This is a genomic window from Pseudomonas sp. P7548, assembly GCF_013386585.1.
GTDB lineage: Bacteria > Pseudomonadota > Gammaproteobacteria > Pseudomonadales > Pseudomonadaceae > Aquipseudomonas.
In genome coordinates, this window is the sequence record NZ_JACARO010000001.1 from 108337 (window position 1) to 134076 (window position 25740).

Below are 25740 nucleotides of genomic sequence, written 5' to 3' on the forward strand. Positions count from 1 at the left end.
ATCCCGTTGCACCGCTGCCCGCTAATCCAAACGGGTTAATCCGCAACACTGGCTGCTATGAACATCTAACTATTTCGCTATTGGAAGGTAGTTCAGCTAGGACGAAATGCCATTACCCGCCGCAAAATTTCTCTGAACTAAAAAAGCTTTCATGAAAAACACGGTTTTATGACGCCAACTTTACGACTAATACTTTGTGATTAATTCGTTCTTACAGTTGTGAGGCTGGGGTTTGTTGACAATGCTCTAATGGCACACGGCAATCATCGTGCAACCCAGCTGTACCGGCGCTCTGCGGCGCATTAGGGAGAAGTATTATGATTCTTGACTTGATCTTGAAGGCGTATGTCCAGACCCAGCTGTTCTTCAGGCGCAGGGATGGGGCGTCGGCCATTGAGTATGTGATTATCGTGGCTATCGTCGCGTTGGTTATTATCGGTGCAGGTTCTGGGCTCGGTGATAAAATCAAAAACGTCTTCACTTCTGTATCAAATGCGTTACCGGCGGGTAGTGGCAGTTGATTTTTAACTAAGTTGCATGCAACGCTTTGTTGGCGAATATTAATCACTGGGTATCGTCTATGACACCGTCGTCGTCTCGCCGCCAGCAAATCCTATTGGTGGACGATGAAGAGGACGCCCTGATCGAACTTGCCGAATCCCTCGAAAATGAGGGATTCGTGTGCTTCACCGCCACTTCTGTCACCTTCGCTTTGCAGGAGCTGACCCTCAATCCGGATATCGCCCTGGTCATTACCGACCTGCGCATGCCCGAGGAGAGTGGCATCTCCCTGATCAAGCGCCTGCGCGAACACACCTCGCGTTCACATCTGCCGGTCATCGTGATGTCGGGCCATGCCGAAATGGACGACGTCAGCGACATGCTGCGGCTGCAGGTGCTGGACCTGTTCCGCAAACCGATCTACCTGGTGCGCCTGATCGACACCTTGAACAGCCTGTTCCCCCTGCCCAAACCCCGCCTCTGATCGTAGTGAGCGGGCTTGCCCCGCGCCGAGGCCCCCACACCAACACAGCCCGATTGAAGGATCGCGCCCCCAACGCAAAGCCGCGCCTTTGTAGTGAGCGGGTTTACCCCGCGCTGGGTGGCGAAGCCGCCCCAAAACCAGTCGATGCGTTTTGGTTGGAGGCATGAGATTAGTGGTGGGGCTGGCGCGGGGTAAACCCGCTCACTACAGGACCGGTGTTATACCCCGGCCCCGACGTCGGCCTTCAAAGCTGGTAGCTGAAACTCAGCGAATACCGTGGCCGCCGGTCATAGTTGTCGAACGCCACTTCCGACATTGGCTTGGCCGCCTCCAGCGCGATGTTGTAGTACTTGGCGTCGCCAAAACGCAGGCCCAACGCTGCTGATGACATGTCGTTGCCCTGGATGGGCAGGTCGTTGTACCAAGTCTTGGCGCGGTCAAACACGACGTACGGCTGCAGGATCCTCACCCAGTCGCCGGCGCGGTTGTAACTGTAATTGACCTCGTACGCCAAGCCCCAGCCCTTGTCGCCTGACCCCTGGTCATCGGGGTAGCCACGGCCGAAGTTTTGCCCGCCAAAGGTGGCGCGCTCGCTGTCGGGCAGGGTGTCATTGGTCCAGTAAGCGGCCGCCGACAGCACGCCTTGCCAGTTATCGAACAGCTTGTTGCTCTGCACCCCGGACAGGCGCACGCGGAAGAAGTCGAGGTCTGGCGTGAGGCCGCCGAAGTCCGAGTGGGTCTTGGCGCCCATGCCGTTGATGCCCTGATACAACCCGGCGCTGAGGATGCGCAGTTGGGTGGTGTCAGCCGTACGCCAGTCGCCTTCAACCGCGACGGCGCGCAGGTCGGTTTTCAGGTCAAAGCGTTGCGGGAAACCTTCCAGTTTGTAGCGGGTGGTCTGGTCGACGGCGTACAGGCGCGTGCCCAGGCTCAACGACTCGCTGGGCGAGGCGATAAAGGGGTGGGTGAAACCGATGGAGTAACGATCGATTTCCTGATGCGGCTTCAGCTCCAGGCCGTCGCCCAGTTGCACGTTGGTACGCGGGTCGGCGCGATAGCGTTCGCCCGACAACACCAGTTGCGTGCCTTCGGCATTGATGAATTGGCTATACGCCGCACGGTAGTAATGCTCTTTGTCGTTCCCGGGTGGGAACAGGCCACTGACACTCAGTTGCTCGCCCATGGATGTTTGCGAATTGCTGGTGGCGCTGAGCAGCGCCTGGGTGCCGCCCCGGCTGGCCTCGGTGAGGCTCATGCTGGTGGTGAACGGCTTGCGGCTGGCGGTGATTTGCATATGCGTGCCGCCGCCAGTGGTGCTGGGTGGCGGTACCTGGGCTTGCAGTGTCACGCCCGGAATGGTGCTCATCAAGGTGGTGTAGCGCTCGAAGGTCTTGCGGGTCAGTGGGCGTTCGGCCTTGAGTTTTTCTGCCAGTTTGTCGATGTAGGACGAGACCGGGCCGACGTCGCCTTGCAGTTGGTAGTCGCGGATATAACCTTCCACCACCACCACGTGCACCAGGCCGTCGTCGAAGCTCTGTTCTGGCAGGAACGCGTAGGACAGCAGGTAGCCATCCTGTTGATAGCGCCGGGTGATACCGCGCGTGGCTTCGATCAGCTGGGCCAGATTGGTCTCGTGGCCAGTCAGCGGCTCGAAGACCTGGGCCAATTCCTTGAGCGGGTAAATCGTGCCGCCGTCGATCTGCAGTTTGCGAATGGTCACTTTGGTGTCCATCAACAAGGGTTGGGCTTCGGTGGCGGCGGGTGTCGGCAGTTGGGTTTGCGGGGCGACCGGACGATAGGCGTCGGCGGGCAGGTTGGGCACGGGCAGGTTGCGGATGGTGTCGTTGCTATTGAGGAAGCTGGGTAGGGTATCGGCGCAGGCGTAGGTACTGAGGGTGAGCAACAACAACGGCGTCAAGGCGCGCATAGGACACTCCATGGTCAAAGCAGCAGCGTTTCGCAGATTCCCGCCGGGCTCTGGGGGCGCGGTTCGGGTACTTCCGGGACAGTTCATTTGCCCATAAAAAAGACGAGAGGCTTATAAGGTCTCTCGTCTCAACCAAGCGTAGGCGCTGTAGGGGAGGCCGTCTAATCGGCCAGGTGCAATTCTATTTTTTGCCGGTCAGGCCACCGAGCAGGCCGCCCAGCAGACCACCGTTGGCGTTGGCGCCGGCACTGGCCCCTGCGGAGGCAGATGCGCTACCCCCCAGGTTCAGGCCGCCACCGAGCAAACCACCACCGGCGTTGGTGCCCCCGGTGACCAGGCCACCGATGGACGCTACGGTGCCACCGACGGCGCTGACGGTGCCGCCCAAGGCGTTGGTGACCGGGTTGGCGTTGGCGCCGCTGAGGGCACCGCCCAGGTTGCTGACTGCGCCGCCTACGTTGGTGACCAGGCCGTTGATCGGTGCACCCAGGCCGGTTGCGCCGCCGATGTTTTGGGTCAGGCTGGTGACGCCGTTGGTCACAGGGTTAAGGGCATTTCCGAGCACCTGAGTCACTTGCCCAACCGGTGCGCCCGCTGCGGTGTTGGGGACGCCACTGCCGCCGAGGAGAGTGCCCAGGGATGCCACGGTGCCACCCGCTTTGCCACCGGTAGCGCCTGCTGCGCTGACCACACCGTTGGTGCTGCCTGCATCGAGGCCGTTGCCGGCGCCGGCGATGATGCCGCCAATCAGTTCTGGCAAGCCGAGGTTACCCGCGCCGCCCGTGCCGCCGCCGCTACCACTGCCGGAGCCGGTGCCGGTGGCTGGGTCGACATAGCCGCTGGCTTTATCCACCACGGTGCCTACGCCATTGAGTACGTTACCCACGATGCCGGTCACAGGGTTGCCAGTGCCGCCAGCGTCGGCGACTTTATCGCCCAAGCCGTCGACGGTGCTGCCGACTTTCTTCAACAGGCCGCCGACTGGCGTATCCAGGCCGGTCGCGGTGCCCACTTGGCCGGTGGTTTTTTCCACCAGTGAGACCACCGGTACCAACACCTTGCCGCCGACGGTATTGGTGACCGAACCCAGAGGGCCGGTGGTGCTCGCCGTGCTCAAGGTGTCGCCGAGCATGGTCACGACATTGCCGACCTTGTCGACCACGCCACCAACAACAGGGGCTGCGCCGGCAACGACCGGTACGTTCCCCAGCAGGGTGGCCACGTTGCCGCCTGTGGTGCTGACGCCATCGCCCAGATCGGCTACGCCTTTGCCGACACCGGCCAGTGTTTTGCCCAGTGCATTGCTGTCGGTGCCAATCGTACCGAGCCCCGTGGACAGGCCGTCGCCGATGCTGCCGACCGCGGTGCCAGTGGCGGTCACCAGGCCGCCCGTGGTTGCGCCGACAATCGGCAAGCTGCCAAGGGTGGTGCCCAGGCTTTTGACGGCGCCACCGACGCCGGTCACGGTGTCACCCAGGGTGTCGACCACGGTCGCGGTCACCAGCGGTGTGGTGGTACCGCCACCGGTGCCACCGCCTGTTCCGCCACCTGTTCCGCCGCCAGTGCCACCACCGGTCCCGCCACCTGTACCACCGCCCGTACCGCCACCGGCTGCCGAGTCGGTTGAAGCCGAACCACCACTGTGATGCCCACCACCACCGCTGCTGCAGCCTCCGAGCGCCAATGCGACTGCCAGGGCCAGCGCGGTACTTGTTTTCCAGATCACCACTTGAGTTTGAGTGTTCATGATTGAGTTCCTTGCACCTGTACAACCTTGGGTTGTTTTCAAACGCTCGTTATTTCTTGGATAGCGATGCGTTTGTCCGTGTGGCTATAACAGTCCCGGGCACTCTTTCTCACAATGCTCAACTTGGTATTAACGATTTATATACTGGGTTCAAGTCAGGGCTTAATGACTAATACCAAAGCGATAAAGGGTAGATGTATCTAGATATATATATTTTAAAAATCAATGATATAAATAAAATAGCGGGCTTAAAAAAGCCCGCTATAACTTAGGATGTATATATACAATTAATCGGTGATTTTTACGCGATCGGCTGCCACTTGCCTACCATGTGTTGTAGATCGCCCGTACCTTTCAACAGCAACTCGCCGCTGGAACCTGGGGCGCTGCAATACAGGGTGACTTCACTGGGCAAGCGCACGGGCTTGTTGAACTCGACATGCAGTTCAATATTGGCAGCGGGCAAATGTTCACCCAGCGCAGCCAGGGTATGCGCTTTGTTCCACAACCCGTGGGCGATGGCTTGTGGGAACCCGAACAGCTTGGCGGTGAGGGCGCTGAGGTGGATCGGGTTGTAGTCGCCTGAGACCCGCGCATAACGGCGACCGATATCGGCAGGGGCTTTCCAGCGCGTCAGTTCGCTGACTTGGGTGGGCGTGGGCAACGGATTATCCAGCGCTTCGCCTTCGAGCTTGACGCCCCGACACAGCATGCGGCTTTCGGCCTCCCACAACAGCCCGAGGGAATCCTCTGCGGTGGTCAGTAAGTCAAAGGTCGCCCCTTTGCTGTGGGGCTGGAGGTTGCAGGCCTGTACGCCGATCGTCAGTTCACTGACGCCACCCAAGGGGCGGTGAATGCGGATGCGGTTGCTCAGGTGAACCAACCCCAGTAACGGAAAGGGAAAATCCTTCGCCGTGAGCAACTGCATCTGCAGGCCGAACGCCAGGATATGCGGATAAGTCGCCGGCAAGATCGGGCTGTCGGCGAAACCACAGACCTTGCGGTACGCCGCCACGTCATTGGGGTTGATGCGCACCCGGCAGCGCAAGCCCTGTTCGGGCAAGGTGCTGCCGGTGATCTTGCGCTTGAGCGCCGCCCGCCAATACAACGGCGGCAAGAAGGGTGTGCTGCCTAAGGTGTGCCAATCCATGTTTATGCTCCCAAAAGACTTTGCCCACACACCCGCAACGCTTGCCCGCTGACCGCGCCGCTGCCCGGCTGACCGAGCCAGGCGACGGCTTCGGCGACGTCCTGGGGCAGGCCGCCCTGGCCCAGCGAACTCATGCGCCGCCCGGCTTCACGCAAGGCGAAGGGGATATGTGCGGTCATCTGGGTTTCGATAAAACCGGGCGCGACGGCATTGATGCTGATACCCCGCGCTTGAAGCAGCGGCGCCCAGGCTTGGGCCAGCCCGATCAAGCCGGCCTTGCTCGCGGCATAGTTAGTTTGCCCACGGTTGCCGGCAATGCCGCTGATGGAGGCCAGCAACACCACGCGGGCGTTGTCGTGCAAGGTGCCGCTGTCGAGCAATGCCTGGGTCAGCACCTGCGGGGCGTTGAGGTTGACGGCCAGCACGGCGTCCCAGTATTCCGGGGTCATGTTGGCCAGGGTCTTGTCGCGGGTGATACCTGCGTTATGTACCAAGATGTCGAGGCCGTCGGGCAGGTGTTCCACCAACCGCGTGGCGGCATCTTCAGCGCAGATATCCAGCACCACCGTGCGTGCGCCCAGGCGCGCGGCGAGGGCTTCGAGGTCAACCTTGGCCTGGGGCACGTCGAGCAGAATGACGTCAGCGCCATCGCGGGCCAGGGTTTCAGCGATGGACGCACCGATGCCCCGGGCAGCGCCCGTGACCAGCGCCTTGCGCCCGGCGAGGGCGCGCGTCCAATCTTCGACCGGGGTGGCACACGCTGCCAGGCGAATGACCTGGCCGGAGATGTAGGCGCTTTTCGGTGAAAGGAAGAAGCGCAGGGCGCCCTCCAGTTGGTCCTCGGCACCCTCGCCGACGTAGAGCAATTGCAGCACGCCGCCGTTGCGCAGCTCCTTGGCGAGTGAGCGGCTGAACCCCTCGAGGGCACGTTGGGCGCTGGCGGCAAAAGGATCGCTGAGGGTTTCCGGAGCGCGGCCGAGAATCACCAGGTGCGCGCTGTTATCCAGGTTCTTCAGGAGGGGCTGAAAGAACTCGCGCAATTGCTTGAGCTGATCGGTGTGTTGCAGGTCGCTGGCGTCGAACACCACCGCCTTGAGCTTGGGACCATGCCCGGGAATCCACGTCGAGGTCTCGGTGCCGTAGGTGTAGGTCGCGTCGGTCAGCTTGTGGGCGAACGCCTGTACCTTGGCCGTCAGCTCACCGCCGCCCAGTAACAGCGCACCTTCAACTGGGCGCAGGCGCCCGGCTTGCCAGCGTTCCAGGCGTACCGGTGACGGCAGGCCAAGGGCAGCGACCAGGCGATGACCGAGGCTTGAGTTGGCGAAGTCGATATAACGGTCAGACATGGAACGCTCTCCGAAAGCTGGGGTTCAAAGGGTTGACCACCCCGGGGCGGTAGTCGTTCGATCAGCCTAGGCTAGGCTGGATGATTACACCCACAACCCACAGGGAGCTTTCCATGACTCAATTGCGCCGTGTAGCGATCATTGGCGGTAACCGCATTCCTTTCGCTCGCTCCAATGGCCCGTACGCCACGGCGAGCAACCAGGCGATGCTGACCGCAGCCCTGGAAGGCCTGATCGAACGCTACAACCTGCACGGCCTGCGCCTGGGCGAAGTGGCTGCCGGCGCGGTGCTCAAGCACTCCCGGGACTTCAACCTTACTCGCGAATGCGTGCTCGGCTCGCGCCTGTCGCCACAAACCCCGGCCTATGACATTCAGCAGGCCTGCGGCACGGGGCTGGAAGCGGCGTTGCTGGTGGCCAACAAGATCGCCTTGGGCCAGATTGAATGCGGGATTGCGGGTGGGGTCGACACCACCTCCGACGCGCCGATCGGCGTGAATGAAGGGCTGCGCAAGCTCCTGCTGCAGGCCAACCGCAGCAAATCGATGGGGGATAAATTAAAACTCCTGTTACAACTTCGTCCCCATCACCTCAAGCCCGAGCTGCCACGCAACGGCGAACCGCGCACCGGGTTGTCCATGGGTGAGCATTGCGAGTTGATGGCGCAGACTTGGCAGATTCCCCGCGCCGAACAGGACCAGTTGGCCCTGGAAAGCCATCAGAAAATGGCCGCCGCCTACGCCGAAGGCTGGCACAACGATTTGCTCACGCCGTTCCTGGGCCTGACCCGCGACAACAACCTGCGCCCCGACCTGACCCTGGAAAAACTCGCCAGCCTCAAGCCGGTGTTTGAGCGCAGTGAAAAGGGCACGCTCACGGCGGGCAACTCCACGCCACTGACGGATGGCGCCTCATTGGTGCTGCTGGGCAGCGAAGTCTGGGCCAAGGAACGTGGCCTGCCGATCCTGGCCTACTGGCGCGACGGTGAAGCGGCGGCGGTGGATTTCGTCAACGGCGCGGAAGGTCTGTTGATGGCGCCGGTGTATGCGGTGCCGCGTCTGCTGGCGAGGAATGGACTGACGTTGCAGGACTTCGATTACTACGAGATCCACGAGGCCTTCGCTGCCCAGGTTTTGTGCACGCTCAAGGCCTGGGAAGATGCCGACTACTGCAAGACGCGCCTGGGGCTTGACGCGCCCTTGGGGTCCATCGACCGCAGCCGGCTGAATGTGAAGGGCAGTTCCTTGGCGGCGGGGCACCCGTTTGCGGCCACGGGCGGGCGTATTGTCGCCAACCTGGCCAAGTTGCTGGACGCGGCGGGCAAGGGGCGTGGGCTGATTTCCATCTGTGCGGCAGGCGGGCAGGGGGTTACGGCGATCATTGAACGCTGAAATTGGCATATTGGATGCATTCTTAAGTGATCAACGGTCGGTAGCCTCTCCCACCGGCGAGCCGATTGCCGTATAACGAGTGCCATACGCGTATTTGGTAATAAAGGACCCACAATAAAAGCTGATGAAGACTCCTAAACGCATTGAACCCCTGATCGAAGACGGTCTGGTCGACGAAGTGCTGCGCCCACTCATGAGTGGTAAAGAAGCAGCTGTTTATGTGGTGCGCTGCGGCAACGAATTGCGTTGCGCCAAGGTTTACAAGGAGGCGAACAAACGAAGTTTTCGTCAAGCGTCCGAATACCAGGAGGGCCGCAAGGTCCGTAACAGTCGTCAGGCCCGGGCCATGGCCAAGGGGTCCAAGTTCGGCAAGAAAGAAGCCGAAGATGCCTGGCAGAACGCTGAAGTGGCGGCGTTGTTCCGCCTGGCCGGTGCGGGCGTTCGCGTGCCCCAGCCGTTCGACTTCCTAGAAGGCGTGCTGTTGATGGAGTTGGTGGCCGATGAGTACGGCGATGCGGCGCCGCGCCTGAACGACGTGGTGCTGGAGCCGGACCAGGCGCGTGAATACCACGCCTTCCTGATCTCCCAGATCGTGCTGATGCTGTGTACCGGCCTGGTGCACGGTGACTTGTCCGAGTTCAACGTACTGCTCACGCCGACGGGCCCGGTGATCATCGACCTGCCCCAGGCGGTGGATGCGGCGGGCAACAACCACGCGTTCAACATGTTGGAGCGGGACGTGGGCAACATGGCTTCCTACTTCGGGCGCTTTGCCCCGGAGTTGAAGAAGACCAAGTACGCCAAGGAGATGTGGGCGCTCTACGAAGCCGGCACCTTGCACCCGGCCAGCGTGTTGACCGGGGAGTTTGATGAGCCGGAAGAGCTGGCGGACGTGGGCGGTGTGATGCGCGAGATTGAAGCGGCACGGCTGGACGAAGAGCGTCGCCAGGCGATCCGCGCGGCGGATGAAGCGCCACCGAGCAAGGTGCCGGACGAGCCACCGCCGCCGCCTTGGATGCAATGACAAACACTCCGACTGACTCGGAATGTTCCCCCTGTAGGAGCCGGCTTGCCGGCGATGAGGCCCTTGATTCAATGCAAGGCTTGAGGTCGCCATCGCCGGCAAGCCGGCTCCTACAGGTGGGGTGTCAGCAGCAATTGCCTGATGCCAACTCCTTGAGAATCGGGCAATCGGGCCGGTGATCGCCCTGGCAGTGTTCCACCAGGTCCTGCAGCGTATCGCGCAGTTGCCCCAGCTCCAGGATCTTCTGGTTCAGCTCCTCGATGTGCTGGCGCGCCAAGGCTTTCACATCGGCGCTGGCCCTTTGCCGGTCCTGCCACAGGGCCAGCAGTTTGCCGACCTCTTCCAGTGAAAACCCCAGGTCCCGCGAGCGTTTGATAAACGCCAGGGTGTGCACCTCGTCCGGGCCGTACACGCGATAGCCGCTGTCGGTACGGTGGGCAGCTTTGAGCAGGCCGATGGATTCGTAGTAGCGAATCATCTTGGCGCTTAGCCCGCTGGCGCGAGCGGCTTGGCCGATGTTCATGGGCGCTGATCCTCCAGGTCCTTGGGTTTCCAAGTCTTCAACAGTAACGCATTGCTCACCACGCTGACGCTGGACAAGGCCATGGCCGCGCCGGCCAGTACCGGGTTGAGCAGGCCGAAGGCCGCCAGCGGAATACCGATCAAGTTATACACAAAGGCCCAGAACAGGTTCTGGCGGATTTTTGCGTAGGTCTTGCGGCTGATCTCCAACGCGGCGGGCACCAGGCGTGGATCACCGCGCATCAGGGTGATGCCGGCCGCGTGCATGGCCACGTCGGTGCCACCGCCCATGGCGATGCCGATATCGGCGGCGGCCAGGGCGGGTGCGTCGTTGATACCGTCACCGACCATGGCGACCACGCCGGTTTTTTTCAACGCGGTGACGGTGGCGGCTTTGTCGGCGGGCAGCACTTCGGCGTGAACATCGTCGATGCCCAGGGCCTGGGCGACCACGCGGGCGCTGCCGCGATTGTCGCCGGTCAGCAGGTGACTGCTGATGTGTTGGGCTTTAAGTCGGTTCACCGCCTCCAGCGCGCCCGGCTTGAGCGTGTCACCAAAGGCGAACAGCCCCAGCACGCGGGGTTGCGCGCCTTGCTCGATCAGCCAGGACAAGGTGCGACCTTCGGCTTCCCAGTCGCTGGCGTGGGTGGCCAGGTCGCCGGCGCTGAGGCCGCTTTCTTCCAGTAGGCGACGATTACCGAGGGCCAGCTGCCGGCCGTCGAGGGTGCCGGCGATGCCCCGCCCGGTCAGGGATTGGCTGGCCGTTACATCGGCGACCACCAGCCCCCGTTCGCGGCAGGTATCCAGCACGGCCTTGGCCAGCGGGTGTTCGCTGCCGCGTTGCAGCGCGCCAGCCTGTTGCAGGATCGCGGCGTCATTGCCGTCCACCGCCACCAGGTGCGCAATGTTCGGCGCACCGGAGGTGAGGGTGCCGGTTTTATCGAACACCACGGCGCTCACCTCATGGGCACGCTCCAGGGCTTCGGCGTCCTTGATCAGGATGCCGTAGCGCGCCGCGACGCCGGTGCCGGCCATGATCGCCGTCGGTGTGGCCAGGCCCAGGGCGCAGGGGCAGGCGATCACCAGCACCGCCACCGCATTGATGATCGCGGTTTCCAGCGAGGCGCCGTACAGCCACCAGCCCACCAGCGTGATCAACGCCAGTACCAGCACGGCCGGGACGAACACCTGGCTGACTTTATCCACCAGTTTCTGGATCGGCGCCTTGGCGGCCTGGGCGTCTTCCACCAGGCGGATGATTCGCGCCAGTACGCTCTCGGCGCCGATGGCCCGGGTGCGTACCAGCAAACGGCCTTCGCCGTTGATGGCGCCGCCCGTGACGCTGTCGCCCGGTTGTTTGGGCACCGGCAGGCTCTCGCCGCTGATCAGCGCTTCATCGGCATGGCTCTGGCCTTCCACCACCTCGCCGTCCACCGGGAAGCGTTCGCCGGGTTTGACCAGCACCAGGTCGTTGAGCTGCAGTGCGTTGATCGCCACCTCTTCTTCGTGGCCGTCCAGCACGCGGATCGCCCGTTCCGGACGCAAGGCCTCAAGGGCGCGAATGGCGCTGGCGGTCTGGCGTTTGGCGCGGCTTTCCAGGTATTTGCCGAGCAATACCAGGGCGATCACCACTGCCGAGGCTTCGAAGTAAAGGTGCGGCATGCTGCCCGCAGGCGTGGTGAGCCATTCATAAAGGCTCAGGCCGTAGCCAGCGCTGGTGCCGATGGCCACCAGCAGGTCCATGTTGCCGGCGCCGGCGCGCACGGCTTTCCAGGCGGCAATGTAGAAGCGCGCCCCGAGAATGAACTGCACTGGAGTGGCCAGGGCGAACTGCACCCACGCGGGCAGCATCCAGTGCAGGCCGAAGGGTTCCACCAGCATCGGCAACACCAGCGGCAGGGCCAGCACGATCGCCAACAGCAATGACCAGCGCTCGCGGTGCAGGCGCTCGGCTTGATTGGCATCGGTGGTCGTTTCGCTCTGGGGCAGGGTAGCGGTGTAGCCGGCCTTGTCGACGGCGGCGATCAGCACGCCGGGGTCCATCTGGCCCAGCACCTCGACATGGGCGCGTTCGTTGGCCAGGTTGACGCTGACGCTTTGCACCCCCGGCACCTTGCCCAGCGCGCGCTCGACGCGGCCAGCACAGCTGGCGCAGGTCATGCCGCTGATGGGCAGGTCAAAGGTGGTGGATCCATTCATGGGGCAGTCCTCCAGAAGAAGTTGCCCCTAGGATCAACCTTGACCTGTGGGGAAGGTCAAGCGGCTATTTACTGTAGGAGTCGGGCAAATGGATCAATATTCGAGGGCGGCCGCTTTCAGGTACATGCCGTCCGGCCCCTGGGCGATCCGCAGCTTGCGCACGTCACCGGCCTTGAGGGTGATGTTCTGCGCCGGCGGCGCGAGCATGCCTGGCAGGCAGCCCGGCGACTGACCCGGCAGCAGCTTCAGGCGCAGCGACAAGTTGCCCGCCGGCAGGTTGAATGAGGTGGCCTGCTCCTGGAACAGCCGGCCGGCCAACTGGTCATTGAGGTAGAGGCCGATCTCGCAGTTGGTCGGTACTTCCAGGCGCTCCCGGGAAATGATCAACACCGCGTAATCCTGATCGGCGCTGGCCTGGGGGGCGATCGCAGACAAACTCATCAGGCCGGCAAGGGCAAAAAACGACCAGCGCATGGCGAATGCTCCGTGGTTCATAGCTAAGAGGGATGAAGCTTGGCCGAGGCCGCGGCCGAATACCAGCCCGGCCGATGTTTTTGAAACTTGACCTTGCCATGATGGCAAGGTCGACACTTGGTGTGCATGGGCTTGTTCCGCGCAGCGGTGTGACAGATAGGTGTGGGGCATCTGGTACACCGCGGCGCGGGGCAAGCCCGCTCACTACGGGCTTATTGGAGGAGTTGTGTCATGCAAGTATTCAATGTTGAAGGAATGACCTGCGGCCATTGCGTTCGGGCGGTAACCCAGGCAGTGCAAAGCCAGGACCCGGCGGCGAGCGTGAAGGTCGACCTGGCGGCAAAGGAAGTCGGCGTTGAAAGCCGACTGTCGGCCGAGCAGGTCATCAGCCTGATCACCGAAGAAGGCTACAGCGCCAAGCTGGCGTGATTTTTCTGATAGTTAGCGAGCTAACGTAATGTTCATGGCACCCAAGCGCGGCTAGACTGTCGGGCTGCCGACTCACTTGGGTGTCTGATGAACCTCCGCATAATCCTGATCCTGGGCGCCCTGAGCGCCTTCGCGCCGTTGGCGATCGATTTTTACCTACCGGGTTTTCCGGCAATGGCCACGGCGTTTGCCACTGACGAAAAACATATCCAGTTGACCCTGGCGGTGTATTTCGCCGGCCTGGCCATCGGGCAGTTGATCTACGGCCCATTGGCAGACCGCTTTGGTCGACGCGGCCCGCTGCTCAGCGGCGTCACCCTGTTTACCCTGGCGTCCTTCGCGTGTGCCTACGCGCCCTCCCTGGAATGGCTGATCGGCGCGCGCTTTGTGCAGGCCCTGGGCGGTTGCGCGGGCATGGTGATTTCGCGGGCGGTGGTCAGCGACAAGTGTGATGCCGTGGGGTCGGCCAAGGTGTATTCGCAACTGATGCTGGTGACCGGCCTGGCGCCGATTCTGGCGCCTCTGGCGGGCGGCGTGATGGTCGGCGTGTGGGGCTGGCAGTCGATCTTCCTGGCGCTGTCGGTGTTCAGCGTCATGGCAGCCATCGCCGTGGCGTTCGGGCTGCCTGAGACCCTGCCGGCCAATCAGCCGCGCCAGCCGTTGTCCGGGTCGCTGCGTCGCTATATCGGCTTGTTGTCCGACCGCGTCTATCTCGGCTATGCCCTGACTGGCGGTATCTCGATTGCCGGGATGTTTGCCTACATCGCCGGCTCGCCTTTCGTCTTCATCAAACTCTATGGCGTGCCCGCCGAGCATTACGGCTGGCTGTTCGGCTCCAACGCCGCCGGCTTTATCCTGGTCGCCCAAGTGAATGCGCGGTTGCTGTCCAAGCGTGGCCCGGCGTTCCTGTTGTCGCGCTCGGTGTGGGTCTATGTGCTGGCGGCCCTGACGCTGCTGGGCATTGCGGCCTTGCGTACGGACGCGCTGTGGCCGTTGCTGGTGCCGCTGTTTATCTGCATCGCCAGCCTGGGCTGCATTTTGCCCAACACCTCGGCCTGTGCCATGGCCGGGCAGGGCGCACGCGCGGGCAGTGCGTCGGCGTTGCTCGGCTGCATCCAGTTCGGGGTGGCGGCGGGCGCCGCTTCACTGGTGGGTGTGTTGCACGACGGCACGGCAATGCCGATGGCCATGGTCATCAGCTTGTGTGGCGTATTGGCGGTGACGATTGCGGTGTCGACCCAGCGCCTGCAACGGGCGAGGGCCGCGCAGGCGCAGGTCTGAAGTGCAGGTCAGCCAGCGGCGGAACGTTGCTGGCTGAGGGGAATGCGATGGGGCGCCTGGATACGGGCTTGCAGGGTGTCGGCAAAGGCGCGGGCCTCGGCCTCGCTGCGGAAGGTGAAGGCGTCTCGGTCGAGACTCACCTGCCATTTATTGCCTGCAGATTTTGCTAACGCTTTTATCAGGATCTTCATTGCTGACTTCCTCACGTAAAAGAATCGTGGCAAAGGCGGCCAATATAAACCCGAATACGCTCGCAAATATGACAAAGATCAACTGTCGGACTAATGGTGCCATCCATCACTGCGGTGAATAACGGACGGCACCCATGATCCTTTCCTAGAACCCTTCCAGCACGATCTTGCCCTTGGCCTTGCCGCTTTCCAGCAGGGTGTGGGCACGGCGCAGGTTCTCGGCGTTGATCACGCCGAAGTGTTCACCCACCGTGGTTTTCAAGGTGCCGGCGTCGATCAGTTCCGCCACGCGGTTGAGCAGGTGATGCTGCTCGATCATGTCGGGCGTCTCGAACATCGAGCGGGTGTACATGAACTCCCAGTGCAGCGACAGGCTCTTGCGCTTGAGCTTGCTGACGTCCAGTGCCTTGGGATCGTCGATCAACGCCAGCTTGCCTTGCGGTTGCAGGGCTTCCACCAGTTGGTCCAGGTGATGGTCGGTCTGGGTCAGGCTGGCGACGTGAGTCACTTGCGGGTGGCCGGCCTTCTTCAGTGCTTCGCTGAGCGGCTGGCTGTGGTCGATCACCAGATCGGCGCCAAGCGCCTTGGCCCACGCTTGTGTTTCTGGGCGTGAAGCGGTGCCGATGACGTTCAGCGCAGTGAGCTGGCTGGCCAGTTGGGTCAGGATCGAACCCACGCCACCGGACGCGCCGACGATCAACAGGCTTTGGCCTTCGTCCTCTTTACCTTCACGCACTTGCAGGCGCTCGAACAGCAGCTCCCACGCGGTGATGGCGGTCAGCGGCAGTGCAGCGGCTTCGGCAAAGCCCAGGCTCTTGGGCATATGGCCGACAATCCGCTCATCCACGGTATGCAGTTCGCTGTTGCCACCGGGGCGAACCAGCGAGCCGGCGTAGAACACCTTGTCACCGGCCTTGAATAGCGTGACGTTGCTGCCGACAGCCTTGACCACACCGGCCACATCCCAGCCCAGCACTTTGGCCGCGCCGTTTTCGGGGGCTACGTTCTGGCGCACCTTGGTGTCCACCGGGTTGACCGAGATGGCTTTGACTTCCACCAGCAGGTCGCGTGGGCCGGCGACCGGCGCGGGCAGTTCGATGTCTTGCAGGGATTTTGGGTCGTTGATCGGCAGGGATGCGTAGTAGGCAATAGCTTTCATGGGAACTCCGGAATAGGGCTGATCAGGCAAGAAATTTCAGGCGCTTGAGGTCGAAGTGTTCGATCACATCGGCGGCCTTGGCGCGAAAGCTCTGGATATGTGCGCTCTGGTCGTGGGCGGCCAGGGCAGCGTCGCTGCTCCAGCGCTCGATCATGTAGAAGGTGCCGGGGTTTTGCAGGTCCTGGTTGAGTTCGTACTGCTCGCAACCGGCTTCAAGGCGGGTGGGCTCCAGCAGGCCACGCAGCAGGGTTTCCAGCGTGGCTTCCTGGCCGGGTTTGGCGATCAGTGTGGCAATGACATTAAAGGCAGCGGACATCTTCAACTCCTGGCGCTTGATGAATGGGATGGCCAGATGATTGGCTATTTCCCACAAAGATAAAAGCTGCTAAAACAGAGGTCTGTTTCAATAAAATTTTGATAATGAGTGGGAATGCATGCTGCGGTTTGATGATTTGCAGTTGTTTGTACGCGCAGCCGACCTGGGTAGCCTGTCGGCCGCTGCGCGGGTGATGGACTTGTCTCCCGCCGTGGCCAGCGCGGCGCTCAAGCGCCTCGAGCAGCAACTGGGCACACGTTTGCTGGCGCGTTCCACCCGCAGCCTGCGCTTGACCGCCGAAGGCGAGGGTTTCCTCGAATATGCGCGTGCGGCGCTGGGTTCGCTGGACGAGGGGCGACGGTTGTTGTCCAGCAGCCAGGACCACGTCAGCGGTGTGTTGCAACTCTCGGCACCGTCGGACCTGGGCCGCAACCTGTTGCTGCCGTGGCTGGACGCGTTCCAGCATGAGTACCCGCAACTCACTGTCCGGCTGCTGCTGGGGGATCGCATCGCCGACCTGTTCCGCCAGCCGGTGGATATCGCCCTGCGCTACGGCGAGCCCGAAGACTCCAGCCTGATCGCGTTGCCCATCGCCCCCGACAACGTACGCGTGTTGTGCGCGGCGCCCAGCTACCTGGCCCGGCACGGTGAACCGCGTAACCTGGAGCAACTGGCCCAGCACAACTGCCTGCTGTATATGCTCGGCAGCCGGGTGCATGACCACTGGAGCTTTCACGACGGCAAGCGCGACGTGAGTCTCACTGTCAGTGGTGATCGCTTCAGCGACGACGCCGATGTGGTGCGCCGTTGGGCAGTGGCGGGTGTAGGCATTGCCTACAAATCCTGGCTGGACGTGAGTACGGATGTGCTGGCTGGGCGTTTGCGCGTGATCCTGCCGGAGCTGCGCGGCGAGCGCACGCCGCTCAACTTGCTGTGCGCCCACCGTGCCCAATTGAGCAAACCCATCAACCTGCTGCGGGAAATGCTCGTGGCCCGTTGTGCGACATTGACGGCGCAATGGCCGGAGCGTTTGCGCCCTACGTCATAACCTCCCTCACAGCAGGAAATTTCACTCAGCCCCAGTCCCACTCCGCGTTGTCAGACGGCGCGGAACCGACCGCGTGCGCACCTATACTTTGGCGCCAACCGCTGTAGACAAGTGATTCAACAGGGAGTGAATACATGCAAGAAGCACTTTGTATCAGTCAGATCGCCAGCTTGCTCGCTGAGCCCAAACGCACCGCCATGCTGTGGTCCTTGATGGACGGCTCAGCGAAATCTTCGGAAGAACTCGCCACGCTTGCCCGGTTGTCGCCGGCGTCGGCCCATGCCCATCTGGGGCGGTTGACCGCAGGCGGGTTGCTGCGGGTCGAGGTTCGGCGTGGCGCGCGGTTGTTTCGCTTGGCCGCCGCCGATGTCAGTGCGGCTATCGACGCGCTGGCCAGCACCACCGTGGCCAGCGCGTTGCGCAGTGCACCGGACCTCTTGCCGCCTGCGTTGGTGGTGCCGCAGACGTTGTGTCGAGCGCGGCTATGCCATGACCACTTAGGCGGCGAGATAGCGGCAGGGCTGTATGAGCGAATGCTCGACGCCGGATGGATTGAGCGCCATGAACAACGCCTCCACGTCACGGCCAAGGGGGCGCACCATCTGGCGCTTCGCGGCATTTTCACCCAGGCGCTGGCAGCGCCGGTGGCCTGCGATTGTTTTGACTGGAGCCAGCAGCAATCGCACTTGGGGGGCGCCTTGGGCGCAGGGTTGTTGCAGCTGTTCTTGCAGTCCAATTGGGTCAGCGTGACAGGCGAGTCACGCGCCGTTGCTGTGTCAGAGGCGGGGCTGGCGGAAATCAACCGGCTGGTCACGCCCGAGGCGTCGTTCAGAGTTTCAATCAGGTCGCATCCAGCAATAAGTCGCTGAAACGATGCCGCACACTCGCCGAGGGGTTATTCATACAGGGGTGCGGCATGGACAGGCAAGGCTATAGCGCGGCAGAACGGCTGGAACGGTTGCCCATCAGCGGTTACCACCGGGTCATCTTCATCATCATCGCCCTGGCGTTTTTCTTCGACTCCATGGACCTGGCGATGATGACCTTCCTGTTGGGGTCGATCAAAACCGAGTTCGGCTTGAGTACGGCACAGGCCGGGTTGCTCGCCAGCTCGAGCTTTTTCGGCATGGTGGTGGGCGCTTCCCTGTCGGGCATGCTGGCGGACCGTTTCGGACGCAAGCCGGTGTTCCAGTGGAGCATCGTGTTGTGGGGCATCGCCAGTTACCTGTGCTCCACGGCGCAGACGGTGGAGACGCTGACGCTGTTTCGCATCCTGCTGGGGATCGGCATGGGCATGGAGTTTCCGATTGCCCAGTCGATGCTGTCGGAGCTGATCCCGGCCAAGGGCCGCGGGCGCTACATCGCCTTGATGGATGGCTTCTGGCCGTTAGGTTTTGTGGCGGCGGGGGTGCTGTCTTACTTTTTGCTGCCGGTGATTGGCTGGCGCGACATCTTCCTGGTGCTGGCGGTGCCGGCCGTATTTGTATTGGCGATCCGCTTTTTTATCCCGGAATCGCCGCGCTGGCTGGAGCAGGCCGGGCGGCATGAGGCGGCGGACAAGGTGTTGCAGGGGATCGAGCAAAAAGTGCGCGACTCGCTGGGCTGCGCCGATCTGCCGGAACCGATTCGCCTGCCACGGGTGGAGACCACGCCGGGGACGTTTTTTTCGGCCTTCCAGCAACTGTGGTCGGCACAGTATCGACAGCGCACGCTGATGATCTGGAGCGTGTGGTTCTTTGCCTTGCTGGGGTTCTACGGGCTGACGTCCTGGCTGAGCGCGTTGCTGCAGCAGTCGGGTTTTGCCGTGACCCAGTCGGTGTATTACACGGTGATCATTTCCCTGGGCGGGATTCCCGGCTTTCTGATGGCCGCCTGGCTGGTGGAGCGTTGGGGGCGCAAGCCGGTGTGTGTGGTGACGTTGCTGGGCGGCGGGGTGATGGCGTTTCTGTATGGGCAGAGCGCGGTGTTTGGCGGCAACGTGGCGTTGTTGATCACCTCGGGTTTGCTGATGCAGTTCTTTCTGTTTGGCATGTGGGCGGTGCTGTACACCTACACGCCGGAGCTGTATCCCACGTCCGCGCGGGCGACGGGCTCGGGATTTGCTTCTGCGATTGGTCGAGTGGGGTCGTTGCTGGGGCCGTTGGTGACGGGGTTGGTATTCCCCATTACTGGGCAGGGCGGGGTGTTTGCCCTGGGCGCGCTGTGTTTTGCGGTGGCGGCGTTGGTGGTGTGGGTGTTCGGGATGGAGACGAAGGGCAAGACCCTGGAAGAACTGACCGAAATTTAAAGGCCAATACAAAACCAATGTGGGAGCGGGCTTGCTCGCGAATGCGGTGTGCCAGCCAATACATTCGGCGACTGGAACATTGCTTTCGCGAGCAAGCCCGCTCCCACATTTAGACTGCGTTCATTCAGTCAGTTAGGGTTTGACCAGGCGTGCATCCAGGCTGTTCTGCGCCAGGCGTTTGGCCTGGTCCTGGGTCATGCCCAGTGCGGTGTGCAGCGCGTGGAAGTTCTCGGTGACGTAGCCGCCGAAGTACGCCGGGTCATCGGAGTTCACCGTGACTTTCACGCCACGTTCGAGCATGTCGAGGATGTTGTGCTGGGCCATGTCGTCGAACACGCACAGTTTGGTGTTGGACAACGGGCACACGGTCAATGGGATCTGCTCGTCGATGATGCGCTGCATCAAGCGCTCGTCTTCGATGGCGCGTACGCCATGGTCGATACGCTGGATTTTCAGCAGGTCGATGGCTTCCCAGATGTACTCGGGCGGGCCTTCTTCGCCGGCGTGGGCCACGGTGAGGAAGCCTTCGTGACGGGCGCGGTCGAACACGCGCTGGAACTTGCTCGGCGGGTGGCCCATTTCCGAACTGTCCAGGCCCACGGCCACGAACGCGTCACGGAACGGCAGCGCCTGGTCCAGGGTTTTCTCGGCTTCGGCTTCGCTCAAGTGGCGCAGGAAGCTGAGGATCAAACCGCTGGTGATGCCCAGTTGCTGCTCGCCATCTTTCAGCGCAGCGGCGATGCCGTTCAGTACCACTTCGAATGGAATGCCACGGTCGGTATGGGTCTGCGGGTCGAAGAACGGTTCGGTGTGGATCACGTTCTGTGCTTTGCAGCGCAGCAGGTAGGCCCAGGTCAGGTCGTAGAAGTCCTGGGAGGTGCGCAGCACGTCAGCGCCCTGGTAGTACAGGTCGAGAAACTCTTGCAGGTTGTTGAAGGCGTAGGCCTTGCGCAGGGTTTCAACGTCATTCCACGGCAGCGCGATCTTGTTGCGTTCGGCCAGGGCGAACAGCAACTCCGGCTCCAGCGAGCCTTCCAGGTGCAGGTGCAATTCAGCCTTGGGCAGGGCGTTGAGCCAATCGTACATTTCTAAACTTCTCATCAGGTGCAATGGCGGCATTCTACAGGCCATGGCTGAAATAATCGGTAAAACCTGACCAGCAGGAGAGTTTCGTTTCTGTTTGCGCAAGGGCCGCGTGAACTAAGGTGTAACGAAACGTTAGCAAGCTGCCGTAGTCTGTACCCCATCAATGACTGATTTGTTGTGCGAAAAGGCCCGGAATGCTCTCCTCTCTCAAGCAAGAAAAATTCATGCTGCTGGCGCTGATTGCCGCCATCGCCGCCTACCCGCTGGAACACTGGATGCTGCACAGCGGGCAGATGGTCGCGCTGCTCGGCGGTGTGGTGCTGATTGCATTCATCGTGGTGGCATCAATGCGCGTCGCCCACCACGCCGAACAGTTGGCGGAAAAGGTCGGCGACCCCTACGGCACCATGATCCTCACCCTGGCCGCCGTGCTGGTGGAGGTGGTGATCCTGGCGATCATGATGAGCAACGAGCCGTCGCCGACCTTGGTGCGCGACACCATTTATTCGGCGGTGATGCTCGACATCAACGGCATCCTCGGCCTGGCCGCACTGATGGGCGGCATCAAGCATGGCGAACAGTCCTACAATGACGACTCGGCGCGCAGCTACAGCGTGATGATCCTCACGGCCATGGGGGTGTCGATGGTGGTGCCGGAATTTATCCCCGAGGCCGACTGGAAAATCTACTCGGCTTTCACCATCGGCGCGATGGTGCTGCTCTACACCCTGTTCCTGCGTATGCAGGTGGGCCCGCACAGTTATTTCTTCAGCTACAGCTACCCGGAAAAACGCCGTAAGAAACAGCCGGAAGAAGAACACCCGGAGCCGCCGATCAACCTGGCGTTCTCCATCGCGACATTGGTGTTTGGGGTGATTGTGATTGGCGCGTTGGCTGAGGTGATGTCCAAGACCCTCGACCTGGGGCTGGAAGGCACGGGCGCACCGCCGGTGATCACCGCGATCGTGGTGGCCGCGATCTCGGCGGCGCCGGAAATTTTGACGGCATTGCGCGCGGCGTTGGCCAACCGCATGCAGTCGGTGGTGAACATTGCGTTGGGGGCGTCGTTGTCGACAGTGATCCTGACGGTGCCAGTGATGGAGGCCATGGCGCTCTACACGGGTCAGCCGTTCCAGATGGCGATGACACCGGTGCAGACGGTGATGGTGTTCATCACGCTGATTGTCAGCGCGATCAACCTCAACGATGGCGAAACCAATGCCATCGAAGGGATGACGCATTTTGTGTTGTTTGCGACCTTCATCATGCTGTCGCTGCTGGGTTTGTAACCGCATTTATTGATCTCAACAGGTCCCAATGTGGGCGCGGGCTTGCTCGCGAAAGCGGCGTGTCAGTCAGCACATGAGTTGGCTGAACCACTGCCTTCGCGAGCAAGCCCGCTCCCACACTTAGAGCTGCGCCAGGCTCAAGTTCCTGCGATCAAGGCTCTTGCGGCCTGGGTGTGATCGGCAATCAAACCCTTGAGGTCGAGACCTTCGACCTGGCCGTCGATGACTCGCCATTTACCCGCCACCATCACCCGGTCGGCACGGTCGGCGCCGCACAGCAGCAGGGCCGAGAGTGGGTCGTGGCTGCCGGAGAAGCGCAGTTCATCAAGCTTGAACAACGCCAGGTCGGCCTGTTTGCCCACGGCCAGTTCACCAATATCCGTACGCCCCAACAACTGCGCCGAACCTTGGGTGGCCCAACCCAGCACGCCTTCGGGCGTGATCTTCTCGGCACCGTAACGCAGGCGCTGGATGTACAGGGCTTGGCGGGCTTCGAGAATCATGTTCGATGCGTCGTTGGACGCCGAGCCATCCACGCCGAGGCCGATGGGGGCGCCGGCAGCGATCAGGTCCAGGGTCGGGCAGATGCCGGAGGCCAGGCGCATGTTCGAGCTTGGGCAATGGCAAATGCCGGTGCCGGCCGCGCCGAGGCGGGCGATCTCATCCGGGTTGAAGTGGATGCCATGGGCCAACCAGGTGCGCGGGCCGAGCCAGCCGACGCTGTCGAGGTAATCCACGGTGCGCAGGCCGAAACGCTGCAGGCAGAAGTCTTCTTCGTCGAGGGTTTCTGCCAAGTGCGTGTGCAGGCGCACGTCGAGGCTGTTGGCCAGTTCGGCGCTGGCTTCCATGATTTCCGGGGTGACCGAGAACGGCGAGCAGGGCGCCAGGGCGATCTGGATTTGCGCCCCGTCGCCACGCTGGTGGTACGTGTGGATCAGGCGTTGGCTGTCGTCCAGGATAACCTGGCCTTGTTGCACGGTTTGCTGTGGAGGCAGGCCGCCGTCGGCTTCGCCAAGGCTCATGGAACCGCGGGTGAGCATGGCGCGCATGCCCAGCTCGCGCACGCTTTGCACTTGCACGTCGATGGCGTTTTCCAGCCCGTCGGGGAACAGGTAGTGGTGATCCGCCGCCGTGGTGCAGCCCGAGAGCAGCAGTTCGGCCAGGGCAACTTTGGTGGCCAGTGCGAGTTTTTCCGGAGTGAGCCGCGCCCAGACCGGGTACAGGGTTTTCAGCCACGGGAACAACGGCTGGTTGACCACTGGTGCCCAGGCGCGGGTCAGGGTTTGGTAGAAGTGGTGGTGGGTGTTGATCAACCCGGGAAGGATCACATGTTCGCGGGCGTCGAACACCTGGTCACAGGGGAGGGCAGGTTCCTGGCCCAGGGACAGCACTTCGGTGATCACACCGTCTTGCAGCACCAGGCCGCCACGGGCGTCGAGGCCATTGGCAGTGAAAATCGCGAGGGGGTTTTTTAACAGGATACGGGTCGCAGGCATTGGCCGGCTCCTCTGAATGATGGGTTCAGGTTTGCCAGCTCAGTGTTGCCCTGTCTGCTGATCCAGGGTCGCCGGTGAAGGCGATGCGCTAGATTACGTGTAGTTCGCAGGCGGGTCCAGCGGTCAATGTGGGAGGGGGACAAGCTCCCTCCCACCTGTTGATTCCCAACATTTACCAGGCGATGGTGTCGCCTTTGTAGTCGATGAAGTGGTGGCCGCCCTTGCCGGTGAACGCATTCACCTGATCCACCAGGCCACGCACGCTGGTGTCGACATCAATGTGCGCGTTTTCGCCGCCCATGTCGGTCTTCACCCAACCCGGGTGCAGCGACAGTACGGTGAGGGTGTGATCGCCCAATTGGGTGATGAAGCTGTTGGTCATGGAGTTGAGGGCGGCCTTGCTGGCTTTGTACAGCGCCAGGTCCGAACCGTCGGGAATTGTCACGCTGCCCAGCACCGAACTCATGAACGCCAGCACGCCGCTGTCCTTGCGGATCTGCCCGGCAAAGCGCTGTGCGAGGTTGATCGGCGCCACGGCGTTGGTGAAGAACAGTTGGCCGACTTCCGCGAGGGTGGCGTGGCCCGGTTCCTGGTTGGCCGGGCCCTTGACGCCGGCGTTGACGAACAGCAGGTCGAACGTCTGGCCTTTGAGGCGCTGGCTCAGGGCGATCACGGCTTGCTGATCGTCCATGTCGAGTTTCTCGATGTGCACCGGGCCAACGGCTTTCAGGGCGTCGGCCTTGTTCGGGTCACGCACGGTGGCGGTCACATCCCAACCGTCCTGGAGCAATTGCTTGACCAGGCCCAGGCCCAGCCCGCGCGAGGCGCCGATGATCAGTGCGGTTTTTGGCGTAGACATGAAGGGCTTCCTTTGGAGTGGAGGTTCACGGGTTCAGTGGACAACGTTGCCCGAGCCTTTGCTGCAACTCGTTGCGCAGCTGGCCGAGTTCGGTGATGCGGTTTTCGATCAGGTTGAGCTTGTCTTGCAGCAGTTGCGTGACGGCGCTGTCGGGGTCCGGTGCCTGCCACAGGGCGGCGACACTGCTGCCGATTTCGCCAAGGCTGAAGCCCAGGCGCTGGGCGGTCTTGATATAGAGCACCAGTTGCACCATGTCCGCTGGGTAGTCGCGGTAACCGTTGGCGCTGCGTTGTGCGGCGATCAATCCGCGCTGCTCGTAGAAGCGCAGGGTGTCGCGGCTGACCTGGCTGGCCTGGGCTAATTCGCCGATACGCATGGGGCGTGCTCGTGGGGGCTTGACCTTGGAGCATACTCCAGGCTTTAGCCTGCTGGCTTCTTGAATTGAAGGAGCTTGCGAATATGTGGAGCATTGACCAGTACCGAACCCTGGTGCGTGCCAGCGCCTGGTACGACCTGATCGTCACGGCGGCGTTTGTCACGCCCTGGAGTTTCCTGGCGCTGCACAGCGTGTTGCAAAGCCTCAACCTGCCGGGGGAGTTTCCTGCGTTCGCGCCCGCCCATGTGCTGATGGCCAACCTGCTCGGGTCGATTGTGTGCGTCTGGGCCGTGCTGCGCATACGCGATCCGCAACGTGCGTTTGGGTTGTACGACGCCGCTGGCCGTGCGCTGTTTGCGACGTGGCAACTCTATGCGCTGACACAGGGCGCCACGTCGATCCTGTGGGGCATTCTGTTATTTGAAGTGCTGTGGGGCATCGCGCAAATCTTGCCGGTACGCGCTGATCAAAAAACGATCGACGCTCGCCAGCCCATATGACAGAAGGGCTACACGCGGATGTGCTCAGGTTATCCACAGGCAGGTGCACAGTAGATGTGGGCAGTTTCAGCGTTGCAGCAGGATGCGCCCACGGCTGAGGTCGGCGAGTTGGGTTTGCAACGTGTCGATGTGCGCTTCGCCAAGCGCCAGTTGCAGCTCGACGCCGTTGGCGGTGAAGGTTTCCTCCACCACCAGCCCGCCCAACTCAGCGACGCGCAATTTCACCAGGTTCAGCTCGGAGAATCCGCAGGCGCAACTGAGCGGCACGCGGCTGATCAACTCAATACGTTCGGCGTTCTGCAGGCATTTGTTGGCCCCGCCGCCGTACGCGCGGGCCAGGCCACCGGTGCCCAACTGGATGCCGCCGTACCAGCGAATCACCAGCACCGCGACCTGATCAAACCCTTGGGCTTCGATGGCCGCGAGTATCGGCCGCCCGGCCGTGCCGCCGGGCTCACCGTCATCATTGCTGCGGTATTGGTCCGCCAGCTTCCAGGCCCAGCAGTTGTGTGTGGCATTCAGGTCGCTGTGCTGCTCGAAAAACGCCTGGGCGTCCTGGGGGCTGGTGATCGGCGCGGCGAGGGTGATGAAGCGGCTCTTGCGGATTTCTTCACGAAATTCGCAAAAGCCGGTAAGCGTGAAAGGCATAAGTCGCTTC

The 25740-nt window shown here is 62.1% G+C and carries 26 protein-coding genes; 11 read left to right on the forward strand and 15 right to left on the reverse strand.

What is annotated here, in order from left to right; all coding sequences use genetic code 11:
- The first annotated feature begins 317 nt into the window (after positions 1-317).
- On the forward strand, positions 318-521 hold the full coding sequence (locus HX803_RS00455; protein WP_178918470.1) for a Flp family type IVb pilin: 204 nt from the start codon (positions 318-320) through the stop codon (positions 519-521).
- 59 nt (positions 522-580) lie between these two features.
- The gene (locus tag HX803_RS00460; protein ID WP_176999411.1) at positions 581-985 is read left to right on the forward strand and encodes a response regulator; all 405 of its coding nucleotides are present in this window, start codon (positions 581-583) and stop codon (positions 983-985) included.
- Between the two features lie 244 nt (positions 986-1229).
- Here HX803_RS00460 and HX803_RS00465 read toward each other — a convergent pair whose 3' ends face one another.
- The 4 genes from HX803_RS00465 to HX803_RS00480 form a co-directional block, all read right to left on the reverse strand.
- A complete protein-coding gene (locus tag HX803_RS00465; protein ID WP_178918471.1) occupies positions 1230-2912 on the reverse strand; it encodes a ShlB/FhaC/HecB family hemolysin secretion/activation protein in 1683 nt (560 codons plus the stop codon).
- Positions 2913-3093: 181 nt separating this feature from the next.
- The gene (locus tag HX803_RS00470) at positions 3094-4659 is read right to left on the reverse strand and encodes a collagen-like triple helix repeat-containing protein (RefSeq protein WP_178918472.1); all 1566 of its coding nucleotides are present in this window, start codon (positions 4657-4659) and stop codon (positions 3094-3096) included.
- 301 nt (positions 4660-4960) lie between these two features.
- On the reverse strand, positions 4961-5809 hold the full coding sequence (locus HX803_RS00475) for a MaoC/PaaZ C-terminal domain-containing protein (RefSeq protein ID WP_178918473.1): 849 nt from the start codon (positions 5807-5809) through the stop codon (positions 4961-4963).
- A 2-nt stretch (positions 5810-5811) separates the two neighbouring features.
- Complete coding sequence (locus tag HX803_RS00480) at positions 5812-7155, reverse strand: 3-oxoacyl-ACP reductase (RefSeq protein ID WP_178918474.1); 1344 nt, start codon at positions 7153-7155, stop codon at positions 5812-5814.
- A gap of 113 nt (positions 7156-7268) precedes the next feature.
- Here HX803_RS00480 and HX803_RS00485 point away from each other — a divergent pair, with 113 nt between their 5' ends.
- Together HX803_RS00485 and HX803_RS00490 are read left to right on the forward strand one after the other, a co-directional pair.
- Complete coding sequence (locus tag HX803_RS00485; protein WP_178918475.1) at positions 7269-8546, forward strand: acetyl-CoA C-acetyltransferase; 1278 nt, start codon at positions 7269-7271, stop codon at positions 8544-8546.
- 124 nt (positions 8547-8670) lie between these two features.
- Positions 8671-9570, forward strand: coding sequence for a PA4780 family RIO1-like protein kinase (locus HX803_RS00490; RefSeq protein ID WP_178918476.1), 900 nt, complete (start codon positions 8671-8673; stop codon positions 9568-9570).
- Between the two features lie 124 nt (positions 9571-9694).
- On the opposite strand, the gene cueR is transcribed toward HX803_RS00490, so the two are convergent.
- The 3 genes from cueR to HX803_RS00505 form a co-directional block, all read right to left on the reverse strand.
- Entirely contained in the window at positions 9695-10093 is a 399-nt protein-coding gene (gene cueR / locus HX803_RS00495; protein WP_176999405.1) for a Cu(I)-responsive transcriptional regulator, read from the reverse strand.
- A complete protein-coding gene (locus HX803_RS00500) occupies positions 10090-12291 on the reverse strand; it encodes a cation-translocating P-type ATPase (RefSeq protein ID WP_178918477.1) in 2202 nt (733 codons plus the stop codon). Before HX803_RS00500 ends, cueR begins: the two co-directional genes overlap by 4 nt.
- A 93-nt stretch (positions 12292-12384) precedes the next feature.
- Complete coding sequence (locus HX803_RS00505; protein ID WP_176999403.1) at positions 12385-12765, reverse strand: hypothetical protein; 381 nt, start codon at positions 12763-12765, stop codon at positions 12385-12387.
- Positions 12766-12996: 231 nt separating this feature from the next.
- On the opposite strand from HX803_RS00505, the gene HX803_RS00510 reads away from it, so the two are divergent.
- Together HX803_RS00510 and HX803_RS00515 are read left to right on the forward strand one after the other, a co-directional pair.
- Positions 12997-13194 (forward strand): heavy-metal-associated domain-containing protein, encoded by a 198-nt coding sequence (locus tag HX803_RS00510; protein ID WP_176999402.1) that lies wholly within the window; start codon positions 12997-12999, stop codon positions 13192-13194.
- 87 nt (positions 13195-13281) lie between these two features.
- Positions 13282-14475, forward strand: coding sequence for a multidrug effflux MFS transporter (locus tag HX803_RS00515; protein ID WP_178918478.1), 1194 nt, complete (start codon positions 13282-13284; stop codon positions 14473-14475).
- A gap of 8 nt (positions 14476-14483) precedes the next feature.
- Here the strand turns inward: HX803_RS00515 and HX803_RS00520 are convergent, their stop codons facing one another.
- From HX803_RS00520 to HX803_RS00530, 3 genes are all read right to left on the reverse strand, one after another.
- Positions 14484-14666 carry a hypothetical protein gene (locus HX803_RS00520; protein WP_176999400.1) on the reverse strand — a complete coding sequence of 61 codons (183 nt, stop codon included), beginning with the start codon at positions 14664-14666 and terminating at the stop codon, positions 14484-14486.
- 145 nt (positions 14667-14811) lie between these two features.
- Positions 14812-15825, reverse strand: coding sequence for a zinc-binding alcohol dehydrogenase family protein (locus HX803_RS00525; protein WP_178918479.1), 1014 nt, complete (start codon positions 15823-15825; stop codon positions 14812-14814).
- Positions 15826-15847: 22 nt separating this feature from the next.
- Positions 15848-16141 (reverse strand): putative quinol monooxygenase, encoded by a 294-nt coding sequence (locus tag HX803_RS00530; RefSeq protein WP_178918480.1) that lies wholly within the window; start codon positions 16139-16141, stop codon positions 15848-15850.
- Between the two features lie 118 nt (positions 16142-16259).
- Here HX803_RS00530 and HX803_RS00535 point away from each other — a divergent pair, with 118 nt between their 5' ends.
- The 3 genes from HX803_RS00535 (at position 16260) to HX803_RS00545 (ending at position 19476) form a co-directional block, all read left to right on the forward strand.
- Positions 16260-17189: a LysR family transcriptional regulator gene (locus HX803_RS00535; RefSeq protein ID WP_178918481.1), complete on the forward strand. Its 930-nt coding sequence runs from the start codon at positions 16260-16262 to the stop codon at positions 17187-17189.
- A gap of 134 nt (positions 17190-17323) precedes the next feature.
- The gene (locus tag HX803_RS00540; RefSeq protein WP_178918482.1) at positions 17324-18058 is read left to right on the forward strand and encodes a helix-turn-helix transcriptional regulator; all 735 of its coding nucleotides are present in this window, start codon (positions 17324-17326) and stop codon (positions 18056-18058) included.
- A 47-nt stretch (positions 18059-18105) separates the two neighbouring features.
- Positions 18106-19476: an MFS transporter gene (locus HX803_RS00545; protein ID WP_178918483.1), complete on the forward strand. Its 1371-nt coding sequence runs from the start codon at positions 18106-18108 to the stop codon at positions 19474-19476.
- Positions 19477-19608: 132 nt separating this feature from the next.
- Here the strand turns inward: HX803_RS00545 and HX803_RS00550 are convergent, their stop codons facing one another.
- A complete protein-coding gene (locus HX803_RS00550) occupies positions 19609-20562 on the reverse strand; it encodes an adenosine deaminase (protein ID WP_178918484.1) in 954 nt (317 codons plus the stop codon).
- A gap of 194 nt (positions 20563-20756) precedes the next feature.
- Here HX803_RS00550 and HX803_RS00555 point away from each other — a divergent pair, with 194 nt between their 5' ends.
- Complete coding sequence (locus tag HX803_RS00555; RefSeq protein WP_178918485.1) at positions 20757-21851, forward strand: calcium:proton antiporter; 1095 nt, start codon at positions 20757-20759, stop codon at positions 21849-21851.
- A 137-nt stretch (positions 21852-21988) separates the two neighbouring features.
- On the opposite strand, the gene HX803_RS00560 is transcribed toward HX803_RS00555, so the two are convergent.
- The 3 genes from HX803_RS00560 to HX803_RS00570 all read right to left on the reverse strand — a co-directional run bounded on the left by HX803_RS00560 (position 21989) and on the right by HX803_RS00570 (position 24582).
- The gene (locus HX803_RS00560; protein WP_178918486.1) at positions 21989-23347 is read right to left on the reverse strand and encodes an 8-oxoguanine deaminase; all 1359 of its coding nucleotides are present in this window, start codon (positions 23345-23347) and stop codon (positions 21989-21991) included.
- Positions 23348-23519: 172 nt separating this feature from the next.
- Positions 23520-24206, reverse strand: a complete 687-nt coding sequence (locus HX803_RS00565; RefSeq protein WP_178918487.1) for an SDR family oxidoreductase — start codon at positions 24204-24206, stop codon at positions 23520-23522.
- Between the two features lie 25 nt (positions 24207-24231).
- Positions 24232-24582 (reverse strand): MerR family transcriptional regulator, encoded by a 351-nt coding sequence (locus HX803_RS00570; protein ID WP_178918488.1) that lies wholly within the window; start codon positions 24580-24582, stop codon positions 24232-24234.
- Positions 24583-24665: 83 nt separating this feature from the next.
- On the opposite strand from HX803_RS00570, the gene HX803_RS00575 reads away from it, so the two are divergent.
- Positions 24666-25082, forward strand: coding sequence for a hypothetical protein (locus HX803_RS00575; protein WP_178918489.1), 417 nt, complete (start codon positions 24666-24668; stop codon positions 25080-25082).
- 66 nt (positions 25083-25148) lie between these two features.
- Here HX803_RS00575 and HX803_RS00580 read toward each other — a convergent pair whose 3' ends face one another.
- The gene (locus HX803_RS00580) at positions 25149-25730 is read right to left on the reverse strand and encodes a YigZ family protein (RefSeq protein WP_178918490.1); all 582 of its coding nucleotides are present in this window, start codon (positions 25728-25730) and stop codon (positions 25149-25151) included.
- Between the last annotated feature and the right edge of the window lie 10 nt (positions 25731-25740).